9 protein-coding genes are annotated in these 11325 nt (G+C 56.1%); 6 read left to right on the forward strand and 3 right to left on the reverse strand.

Going from position 1 to position 11325, the window contains the following annotated elements; translation table 11 throughout:
• Positions 1–111 precede the first annotated feature (111 nt).
• Genes L248_RS01250 through L248_RS01265 form a run of 4 tightly spaced genes read left to right on the forward strand, consistent with a single transcriptional unit; the run spans position 112 to position 3923 of the window.
• A complete protein-coding gene (locus L248_RS01250) occupies positions 112–1059 on the forward strand; it encodes a tyrosine recombinase XerC (protein ID WP_040534199.1) in 948 nt (315 codons plus the stop codon).
• Positions 1060–1064: 5 nt separating this feature from the next.
• On the forward strand, positions 1065–1589 hold the full coding sequence (hslV, locus tag L248_RS01255) for an ATP-dependent protease subunit HslV (protein WP_022528218.1): 525 nt from the start codon (positions 1065–1067) through the stop codon (positions 1587–1589).
• A 15-nt stretch (positions 1590–1604) separates the two neighbouring features.
• Entirely contained in the window at positions 1605–3008 is a 1404-nt protein-coding gene (hslU, locus tag L248_RS01260) for an ATP-dependent protease ATPase subunit HslU (RefSeq protein WP_022528219.1), read from the forward strand.
• 42 nt (positions 3009–3050) lie between these two features.
• Positions 3051–3923, forward strand: a complete 873-nt coding sequence (locus tag L248_RS01265; RefSeq protein ID WP_022528220.1) for an aldose 1-epimerase family protein — start codon at positions 3051–3053, stop codon at positions 3921–3923.
• 106 nt (positions 3924–4029) lie between these two features.
• On the opposite strand, the gene L248_RS01270 is transcribed toward L248_RS01265, so the two are convergent.
• The 3 genes from L248_RS01270 to plsY all read right to left on the reverse strand — a co-directional run bounded on the left by L248_RS01270 (position 4030) and on the right by plsY (position 5927).
• A complete protein-coding gene (locus L248_RS01270) occupies positions 4030–4317 on the reverse strand; it encodes a hypothetical protein (protein ID WP_040534200.1) in 288 nt (95 codons plus the stop codon).
• Between the two features lie 27 nt (positions 4318–4344).
• Positions 4345–5058, reverse strand: a complete 714-nt coding sequence (locus L248_RS01275; protein ID WP_022528222.1) for a hypothetical protein — start codon at positions 5056–5058, stop codon at positions 4345–4347.
• A 239-nt stretch (positions 5059–5297) separates the two neighbouring features.
• Positions 5298–5927 carry a glycerol-3-phosphate 1-O-acyltransferase PlsY gene (plsY, locus tag L248_RS01280; protein ID WP_022528223.1) on the reverse strand — a complete coding sequence of 210 codons (630 nt, stop codon included), beginning with the start codon at positions 5925–5927 and terminating at the stop codon, positions 5298–5300.
• A gap of 611 nt (positions 5928–6538) precedes the next feature.
• On the opposite strand from plsY, the gene parE reads away from it, so the two are divergent.
• Entirely contained in the window at positions 6539–8566 is a 2028-nt protein-coding gene (parE, locus tag L248_RS01285) for a DNA topoisomerase IV subunit B (protein WP_022528224.1), read from the forward strand.
• 27 nt (positions 8567–8593) lie between these two features.
• Complete coding sequence (parC, locus tag L248_RS01290; RefSeq protein ID WP_022528225.1) at positions 8594–11062, forward strand: DNA topoisomerase IV subunit A; 2469 nt, start codon at positions 8594–8596, stop codon at positions 11060–11062.
• Positions 11063–11325 lie beyond the last annotated feature (263 nt).

Here is an 11325-nt window from a genome sequence, read left to right on the forward strand (position 1 = left end):
CGCGATCAGAACCGCATGGTCTTCCCTCAGCAGCCAGTCACAATTAGCGTATTGGCAGCGTTTTTGTTACCATTAAGAGTGAAGTTTTACGGAAGGAAAAGGGGTCCCAAAATGAGTCAAGACAATGATTGGGTCCAGCAATACCTCGATTATTTGCGCGGTGTCCGCCGCTACTCTGAAAATACAGTCGCAGCCTACGACCGGGACCTCCACAGCTTTAGTCAGTACCTGGCCGCCAACGGCGGTTTCAAGGGCTACGACAAGATCGAACAGATCGACGTGGATGTGTATTTAAGTTACCTCGGTGATCACTACCGGCCCCGGACCATTGAGCGGTCGATTTCGTCTCTGCGCGGGTTCTACCGTTTTCTTATCCGGGAACACTACGTGGCGGATAATCCGTTTGCCGATGTCCGTTTGACGAACCGCCACCATGCGCTGCCCCAGTTTTTCTACCCCAAAGAAGTGGCCGCTCTGTTTCAAGGTGCAGACGGAAATACGCCTTTAGACCAACGCAACGTTGCTTTGCTTGCGTTATTATATGCAACAGGGATGCGGGTCAGCGAGTTGACCGGCTTGACGGTCGGGCAGCTGGATTTCTCCCTGGGGGTCGTTCTGATCCACGGGAAAGGGCAGAAGGACCGCTACGTGCCCTTCGATGCCGAGACGAAGAAACGGCTGCAGACGTATCTGCTGAAGGCCCGGCCGCACCTGTTGGGCAAAGCCAAGACAGCGGCTGAACAGACCACCGACCGCGTCTTTCTCAACGATCGGGGGCTGCCGGTGACTCCCCGGGGCGTGGAATATATCTTGGATCAGGTGATCAAAAAGACCAGCCTGACGGCCAAGATCCACCCCCACATGCTGCGCCACACCTTCGCCACCGAGATGCTGAACAACGGGGCGGACCTGCGCAGCGTCCAAGAATTGCTGGGCCACGCATCCCTCTCTACCACCCAAATTTATACCCATGTTACGATGGCCCATTTACAGGACCAATACCGTCAGTTCTTCCCCCGGGCAACCGGGCCAGAGGCTGACGACCATAAAGGAGTTTAATCGATATGACAACAATCGTCGCAGTGAAACATGACGGCCACACCGCTATTGCCGGGGATGGTCAAGTGACCCTGGGTGAAAAGTACATTATGAAGGGCTCGGCCAAAAAAGTCCGGTCCATTTTCCATGATTCCGTCGTGATCGGGTTCGCCGGTGGCGTAGCCGATGCGTTCACGCTGCAAGACTGGTTAGAAAAGAAACTGGAGAGCTATTCCGGCGACCTGCGCCGGGCGGCTGTGGAACTCGCCCAAGACTGGCGCAAGGACCCGACCCTGCAGAAGCTGGAGGCGATGCTCATCGCCATGGATAAGGACAACCTCCTGGTGATCAGCGGCAGCGGCGAGGTGATCGACCCCGACGATGACGTGGTGGCGATTGGCAGCGGCGGCAACTTTGCGCAGGCCGCGGCCATCGCCATGAACCAGCACGCGCCCAGCATGAGCGCGGAAGAGATCGCCAAGGCGGCGGTGAACATCGCCGCCGGCATCGATGTCTACACCAACCACAACGTAATCGCAAAGTCGTTTTAGGAAGCAGGCGTGCCTATGTTAGAAATGACCAAAACACCGCAACAGATTGTCTCCGAACTCGACGAATACGTTATCGGCCAGCAGGAAGCCAAGCGGGCCGTGGCCGTCGCTCTGTATAATCGTTACCGCCGTTTGCGTCTGCCTGAGAATATGCAAGCGGATATCACCCCGAAAAACCTGATGATGATTGGCCCCACCGGGGTCGGCAAGACTGAAATTGCCCGCCGTCTAGCCAAAATCGTCGCCGCCCCGTTCGTTAAAGTCGAGGCGACCAAGTTCACCGAGGTCGGCTACGTCGGCCGGGACGTGGAGCAGATGGTCCGGGACTTGGTGGACGTTTCTGTCCACATGGTTGAAGAGGAATACTACAGCCGGGTCCGCGGCCGCGCGTCTGAAGAGGCTGACAAGAAGCTGGTCAAACTGCTGGTGCCCGGCATCAAGCACGAGAAGCGCCAAGCCACGCTGCAGGACATGATGGCGATGATTTCTGGTAATGGCAATCAAAATCAGGACGACGATAATGATGACGACGGGGTGACCGACGCTATCCGCGACCAGCGCCTGAGCGTCAAGGAACAGCTGAGCAAGGGCTTGCTGGAAGACCGGGAAGTCACGATCCAAATGGATGAAGCCAAGCCCATGAGCGGCGCCGGCGACATGATGGGTCAAATGGGCATCGACATGGGCGACATGCTGGGCAATCTTTTGCCCAAGAAGCAGGTCACTCGCACGATGTCCGTCAAGGAAGCCCGGGAAGTTCTGATCCGCCAGGAGTCGAGCAAGCTGGTCAACCATGACGACATCTATTCCGACGCCATCAAGCGGGCTGAAAACACGGGCATCATCTTCATCGACGAGTTCGACAAGATCGCCGCCGGTAACAAGCGGACCTCCGGGGAAGTTTCCCGAGAGGGCGTCCAGCGCGATATTCTGCCCATCGTTGAAGGGTCCCAGGTGAACACTAAGTACGGCATGATCAGCACGGACCACATCCTGTTCATTGCCTCCGGTGCTTTCGCCGACACCAAGCCCAGCGACCTCATCGCCGAGCTGCAGGGCCGCTTCCCCATTCGGGTGGAGCTGGACGATTTGACCAAGGACGACTTCGTCCGCATTTTAACGGAACCGAACAACTCCCTGATTAAGCAGTACATTGCCTTGATTGGGGTCGACGACGTGCACCTGACGTTCACCAAGGAAGCCATCGACCGCATCGCCGAGATTGCGTATAATGTGAATCACACAGTGGAGAATATTGGTGCCCGACGTCTGGCCACCATTCTCGAGAAGCTGCTGGAAGAAGTCTCCTTCTCTGCACCGGACATGGCCATGGGCGACATCACCGTCACCGCACAATACGTTAACGACCGCATCGGCAAGATCACGGCCGACAAGGATCTGACCCAGTTCATTCTGTGATCAGGGCATCATTTTAGAAAAGTTGGAAGGGAACGATTCGGTATGCAACAGATCCAAAACGAATTTCTAACGGTGCAGATCAGCGAACACGGGGCGGAGCTCCAGTCGATCCGCGATCACAACACCAATCGAGAATATCTCTGGCAAGGCGACCCCCGGATCTGGGGCCGGCGGGCACCGGTGCTCTTTCCCATCGTCGGGATGCTGCACAATGACACATACACCTATCAAGGAAAACAGTACGCGATGGGGCGGCACGGCTTTGCCCGGGACCGGGATTTCACGATTGTCCGTCATTCCGATGAAGAAATCGTTTTTGAACTGCAAGACGATGCCGAGTCGCGCAAGATTTATCCCTTCGCTTTTGTCCTGCGGATCCGCTACGCCCTGCTGGGCAACTTGCTGAAGGTCCGGTACTACGTGACGAATCCCAGTAAGACCCTGCCGCTGTGGTTCTCCGTCGGCGGGCACCCGGCCTTTAATACGGGTATCGACCCCTCTGGCGGCCAGAACTACCTGCGCTTTGCGCCGAAGAAGAGCCGGATCGCCATTCCGCTATCGGCAGACGGCGAGACCGACTTCGAGCACCGTACGCTGGCGCCCACTGATGTGGATCTGGCCATTACCCCGGAGCTGTTCGCCAAGGACGCGTTGATCTATGAACTGGCCGGTGAGAACACGGTCAGCCTGCGCCAGGACAATTCTGAGCACCGGGTGGAACTGACGGTTAAGGACGCGCCGTACATCGGCGTATGGTCCCAGTATCCGAAGACCGGGCCCTTCGTCGCCCTGGAACCCTGGTGGGGGATCGCCGATTCCGTCGGCACGGACGGCGACCTGACCCACAAGGTGGGCATGCACCAGTTGGCGCCCGGTGAGCAATTCTCTGCCAAGTACCGGATCGGTATTTTTTAGAAAGTCCTCTAGACATCAACAGCGGCCGTTGCTCCGAAGAGCAGCGACCGCTGTTGGTGTCTAGAGATGCAATTGATTGAACGCGTGTGATCCGCCACAACCCGATTTAACGCATGAACTCACCCACAACAATAAGGATAAGAACGACAGTCAGCATGAAGAGGATTGCTTTGAGCATCCAGCGGGTCGTGCCAGCAAACAGGTCGTTGCGAAAATGTAATGACAAACCGACGGCCCCGGCAATCAACACCACTGAAACGGCATTAGTTAAAGGCTGGCTTTTGAAAGCAAGCATACCGAGAGTGGTTCCGTTGACATTGACCGTATTGAGAATTAGGAGAAGAATCAGAAAGACAAGAGAGAGACTACCGAACCCGGATTTCTTTTTATCCATCTGCCCATCACCCTTCCAACGCGGAACCTAGTCAGTGATATCCACAATCCGACCACTCTTTACTTTTCCTTGCGCGAGGAAAGTTGCAGGAAGATTTCCACCGAGAAGTTTGAGAGTGTAATTTAACGTCCCGTGCATTGAAATATTCACAGTTGTTTTACTTGAATTGAATGAAACATCGGTGTAATTTGCTGTCCACTGTGCCCAGGTGATACCGGACGGGTAACTACTACCGCGCTTAGTCAGTGAAGAAATCTTACCACCACTTACAGTAGCCGTAAAATCCTGGTTGATATGACCCCAACCGATACCAGGTACTCCGCTCCACACATAGGCCGTGTAATTATTTGATCCATTATAGCTAAAGCTCATCGTGGATGCAGAGTTCCCAATCACAGGGTTCTTTTGAGGCTGGGGTAGAGTACCTTGATTGACGTTATCCGAAAACACTTTTTGCGAATTCATTGTCTCCAGCTTTTCAACCAAAGCGGAGACTTCAGAATTTAATTCTTGCTGAACCGTTAGATCTGAAAAGTCATAGTTTGCGTTCAAATCAACGGTGGCACCTGAGATTTTCAGATTTGGAGTCGTTACGCTGTCGAGCTTTTGTTTTACTGCTTCTTGGATTTCCTGCGAAGTCGTTGCAGCATTTACCGGCTTACTAGCAGAAAACGCAAAGGTGAAGAGGGCAGCTGCAGGAACAACAATCTTCAGTATAAAACCCATCCGCATTTTAATCATGATATCCTCCTTGAGCTAATTGCGCTGCAATTGCTCACAAGTCGATGAAGCGGGACATGATATAACTCTACTGAGTGACATTACGTGATAGTTTGGGTGGAAAGTAATCGCTTACTTGACGATAGTAATTGTCCCACGAAGATGGGGGGTGTGCGCTAACAAATTTGTAAGGTTGAGGATTTTCTGAGGCAGGATTACCAGTTTTCCATTTTACCTGGTTTCAGTTACTCAACAACAGTTTACTGGCCCTTGTTGCGTTTGTACCAGTAAACAAGCCCAAACGGTACCAGATTTTCTGTGCCGCTGAAAATCCGCTTAAAGTTGCTGCGGTGGCGGAAGATGAGGAATGCAGCGACGGCGGCGATGATGGTGGTGAGGATCCAGTCGTGGTAGATCAGGGACAGCAGCAGGATCAAGAAAGCCCCCAGGGTGCTGGCCATGCTGACCATACTGGAGAGGAAAACGATGGTGCCGAAAATCAGAGCCGCTAGCAGGAAGAACTGCGGGTTGTATGCCAGCAGCAAGCCGGCACTGGCGGCGACGGACTTGCCGCCGTGGAAGTGGATGTAGATGGAAAACGAGTGGCCCAGGACTGCACCCAGGCCGATGAGGAGGACCAAGTGGCGGTCGCTGAAGCCGGCCATCAGGGGTAATGAGGCACCCAGCGTGCCTTTCAGCACATCCAGGATCAGGACCACCGTGCCGGCTTTCGGCCCCAGGACGCGGTAAGCATTCGTGGTCCCGATATTGCCGCTGCCGAACTTGCGGACATCTTTATGGTAGAAATATTGCCCAACGATCAGGGCAGTGGGGATCGAACCGATCAGGTAGGCGATAACAAAGAGCAGGAGCAGTTCTGCATAGACCATGCGTGTCAGTATCCTTCCGTGGCGAGCTTTAAGGTAATTTTACCACAGATGGATAGGGGGTCTGCGCCGGGCGGGAGACTGAGAAAGAGCGTTTCTTTAGTCAGGCGGTCTTGTTTATCCGGGCTGCGGCTGAATGAACCTTCGTGGGTTGCGCGCCTCGTCGTTACAGCCTGCGTGCGGGGCTTCCTGGCCGGGGTGTCGTAAACGGGCTCCGCCGAGCAGAAGCAAGGGGACTTCGGGCCGCCCCGCCCTCTAAACGGGTTCCGGCTGGCAGCACCATACAGTCTAAGGACCCTAACGGTCAAAGCCCAAAAATGGGGCTTTAACCGTTAGGGCCACTTAGCCTGGTGGTGCTAACCGCCAGCCTCCACCCTCTCTACAAACGGGCTTCGGCCGACAGCCCACCATGATTTAAGGGTCCTAGGACAAAAATCCCAAGACCAGGGACTTCCGTCCTAGGACCACTTAAATCAGGTGGGCTAACCGTCGGCCTCCGCCATCTGCACTTGCCATAACCGCCCTCAGTAGCTTAATATTGAAAATGTGAGTTAATTCGGAACATACATTCGGACCGGGTGACCGGGCCGAGATGAGTAAAGGAGTTTGTCGATATGCCGCAATCTGCGTCAGATTACAATGATTCGTCCATCCAGGTGCTGCATGGGCTCGAAGCCGTGCGTAAGCGCCCGGGGATGTATATCGGGTCCACCGACAGTCACGGCTTGCACCACTTGGTCTACGAGATCGTGGACAATGCCGTGGATGAAGCCCTGGCTGGGTTTGGCAAGGATATTACCGTGAAGATCCTGGCCGATGGGGGGATTTCTGTTCAGGACCATGGCCGCGGCATGCCCACCGGAATGCATCCGTCCGGCAAGCCGACGATCGAGGTCATCTTGACGGTGCTCCATGCCGGCGGGAAGTTCACCCAGAACACGTACAAGACCTCCGGCGGCCTGCATGGTGTCGGGGCGTCGGTCGTCAACGCGCTTAGCAAGAAACTGACTGTCCGGGTCGTCCGGGACGGCAAGGCGTATTTTGAAGAATTCAGAAATGGCGGCGTTCCCGTGGGTACGCTGAAGATGATTGGTAAGGTCAAGGAACCCAACGGCACGACCATCCAGTTCTGGCCGGACGAGTCCGTGTTTACTACGACCAACTTCAACTACGATACGCTGGCAGAACGCCTGCGGGAGTCGGCTTTCTTACTGAAGGGCATCAGCATCTCCCTGACCGACGAGCGGCCGGGTAAGGAACAGCAGGATGTCTTCAAGTACGATGACGGCATCAAATCCTTCGTCAAGTACCTGAACGAGGACAAGGACACGATGGGCGACATCATGGACTTCACCGGCAAGGACAAGGGTATTGAGGTGGAGTTCGCTGCGCAGTACAACGACGGTTACAGCGAGAACATCATCTCCTTCGTCAACAACGTCCGCACCGGCGACGGCGGTTCCCACGAGGTTGGCTTGAAGGCGGGCTACACCAAAGCGTTCAACGATTATGCCCACAAGGTCAACCTGCTCAAGGAACGGGACAAGAATCTGGAAGGCTCCGATGTCCGCGAAGGTTTGAGCGGCGTCCTGTCTGTCCGCATCCCTGAGGAGCTCTTGCAGTTCGAGGGGCAGACCAAGGGCAAGCTGGGCACACCGGAAGCCCGCCCCGTGGTGGAGAACGTCATCTACGAGCAGCTGTCTTTCTACTTGTTAGAAAACGGCGAGTTCGCCCAGGAGCTGGTACGCAAAGCACTCAAAGCCCGGGATGCCCGGGAAGCGGCGCGCAAAGCCCGCAGCGACATGCGCACCGGGAAGAAGCGGAAGAAGACGGACGGCCTGCTGTCGGGCAAGTTGACGCCGGCGCAGTCCAAAAATGCCAAGAAGAACGAATTGTACCTGGTCGAAGGGGACTCCGCCGGCGGCTCGGCTAAACAGGGCCGGGACCGGCGTTTCCAAGCGATCCTGCCGTTGCGGGGCAAAGTCTTGAACACGCAGAAGGCCAAACTGGCCGATATCTTCAAGAACGAAGAGATCAATACCATGATCTACACCATCGGCGCCGGGGTCGGGGCCGAGTTCAACATCAAGGACAGCAACTACGACAAGATCATCATCATGACCGATGCCGATACCGATGGCGCGCATATTCAAATCCTGCTGCTGACTTTCTTCTACCGTTACATGCGGCCGCTGATCGACGCTGGCAAGGTGTACATTGCCTTACCGCCGCTGTATAAGCTGCAGAAGGGGGCCGGCGCCAAGACGCGCATCGAGTATGCTTGGACCGAGCACGAGCTGACCGAAGACATCAAAAAGATGGGCAAGGGGTACAGCTTGCAGCGGTTCAAAGGACTGGGCGAGATGAACGCGGACCAGTTGTGGGAAACCACGATGAATCCGGATACCCGCACGCTGATCCGGGTGAAGATTGCTGATGCGGCCCTGGCCGAACGGCGAGTCACGACCCTCATGGGCGACCGGGTCGAGCCACGGCGCCAGTGGATCGAACGCAACGTCAGCTTCAATATGGCCGACGAAGGCAGCCTGCTGGACAATACCGTAATGGACGGCAGCGACGCCGTCGCCCACGAGAAGGAAGACGCCAAAATCTTAACGGCGTTGAAGGAACACCACGCATGATCATGATGAAGAAAGGAAACGAACGCCTTGGCTGAATCACAACACATCAAGGAACTCTCCTTAGAAGACGTGATGGGGGAACGCTTCGGGCGTTACTCCAAGTACATCATTCAAGAACGGGCCCTGCCTGACATTCGGGATGGGCTGAAACCCGTTCAGCGGCGTATCCTGTACGCCATGAACGAGGACCACAATACCTTCGACAAACCCTTCCGCAAGGCCGCTAAGTCGGTTGGGAACGTCATGGGTAATTTCCACCCCCACGGCGATTCCTCCATTTATGAAGCGATGGTGCGGATGAGCCAGGATTGGAAGCTGCGTCTGCCGCTGATCCAGATGCACGGGAACAACGGCTCGATGGATGGCGACCCGCCGGCGGCCATGCGGTACACCGAAGCCCGGTTGTCGAAGGCTTCCGGCGAACTATTAGCCGATATCGACAAAGAGACTGTCCCGATGGTGCTCAACTTCGACGATACCGAAGAAGAACCCACCGTGCTGCCGGCCCGCTTCCCGAATCTGCTGGTCAATGGCGCCACTGGTATTTCGGCCGGTTATGCCACTGAGATCCCGCCCCATAACCTGGGTGAAGTGATTGATGCCACGGTGTACCTGCTGGCTCATCCCCAGGCGACGCTGGACGAGCTGATGCAGTTCGTTAAAGGTCCTGATTTTCCCACCGGGGGCATCGTCCAGGGCCTTTCTGGTATCAAGGAAGCCTACACGAAGGGCCGCGGGCGCATCGTCGTGCGGGCCAAGACCAAGATCGAGGACCTGCGTGGCGGCCGCCAGCAGATCGTGGTTACCGAGATCCCTTACGAGGTCAATAAGGCCATGATGGTCAAGCGGATCGACGAGATGCGCGTCCTGAAGAAGGTCGACGGCATCTACGAAGTCCGGGACGAGAGCGACCGCTTCGGCTTGTCCGTCGTCATTGAGTTGAAGAAAGACGCCGATGCCCAGGGGATCTTGAACTACCTGTTCAAGAACACCGACCTGCAGATCAGCTATAACTTCAACATGGTTGCTATCCGCGACGCTCGGCCCGAGCAGTTAGGCTTGGGGCCGATCTTGACGGCCTACCTGGACTTCCGCAAGGACGTCGTCACTAAGCGTACCCAGTACGACTTAAAGAAAGCCCAGGACCGTCAGCACATCGTGGAAGGCTTGATCCACGCCCTGTCCATCCTGGACAAGGTGATCAAGACCATCCGGGCCAGCAAGGACAAGGGCGACGCCAAGAACAACTTGGTTCAGTCATACCAGTTCACACCGGTCCAAGCGGAGGCCATTGTATCTTTGCAGCTGTATCGGTTGACGAACACCGACGTGACCGAGCTGCAGGCTGAGCATGCGGAGTTAAGTGAAAAAATCGCCGGCTACGAAAAGATTCTTGGCGATCCCAAGGAACTGGCCAAGGTTATCAAGAGCGAACTGCTGGCCGTCAAGAAGGAATACGCGACACCGCGGCTGACTCAAATTGAGAAGCACGTGGAAACGCTGGACATCGACACGAGTGTCTTGGTCACGGACGAAGAAGTGATGATGGGTGTCAGTCGCGACGGCTATCTGAAACGGGCCAGCTTGCGTTCCTTCAACGCTTCCGACGAAGGGGATAACGGGTTGAAAGAAAACGACCAGTTTGTCTTCCAGGGCAGTGTGCACACGCTCGACCACGTTTACATGTTCACCAGTGCCGGCAACATGATCTACCGCCAGGTCTTCGAGATCCAGGACGGCAAGTGGAAGGACACGGGCGAGCACGTGTCCCAGACGACGGGGTTGGCCAGCGACGAGAAGATCATTTACGTGCGGGTCATGACCGCGCTGGACGGTCCAGGCCGCTTCGTCCTAGGGACCGCCTCCGGCCAGCTCAAGCAGCTTGCTTTGGCCGACTTCCAACCGAGCCGGACATACAAGTCCCGGGCGCAGGTGGCGATGAAGCTGAAGGGCCCGGACGACCGGGTCACCGACGTCTTCTTCGTGACCAGCGATGCCGATTGGCAAGTCGTCAGCTTCTCCCGCCACGGCTATGCGACCCGCTATCCGCTCAATGAAGTATCCACCATGGGCGGCCGCGCCAGCGGGGTCCGCTCCCAGAATTTGAAGAAGGACGATGTTGTGGTTGATTTCTTGCTGACCAAGCCGGCGGACAGTCTGCAAGTGGGCGTCATTACCAGCCGTGGGGCGTTCAAACGCATGGCGGCAGACCAGATCCCCGATGCTCATCGCGGCGGCGTGGGTGTGCTGGTGCTGCGGGTCTTGAAGACCCAGCCGCACCAGATTGTGCTCGTCGCCCCAGTCACGGCCAAGACCGACTGGGATGTGCTCACCAATGCGGGCAAGCATATCGTCGTCGCACCGATGGACCACCCGCTGGCCGACCGGTATTCCAACGGTTCCTTCATCCTGGATGTAGACACCGACGGTCTGCCGGTCTCCTTCCAGGGCATCGACCGGACACCGGCCGCGCCGAAGGATTCAAGTACAGACTAGAACACGACTCATGGGCCGAGACAACACTGTCTCGGCCTTTTTGGTATGGGGGAAAGGCTACTGTCTGGTGCTGACCTGGGTGACTCCGGGTTCCGCAGATTCGCGAGCAGCTCTCCGGCGAATATGTCGTGCCACCAGGATCTCACGGTCGAGCAAGATGTAGGCGATTTGGGCCCGGAGGCTGGCGGGCGTCAGCCATGAAATTATTGTTAATGGTCGCACTTTGACCATTTACAACAAGGCCGAGCTTGAAGACCGCGGTT

Source organism: Schleiferilactobacillus shenzhenensis LY-73, assembly GCF_000469325.1.
Classification (GTDB): domain Bacteria; phylum Bacillota; class Bacilli; order Lactobacillales; family Lactobacillaceae; genus Schleiferilactobacillus; species Schleiferilactobacillus shenzhenensis.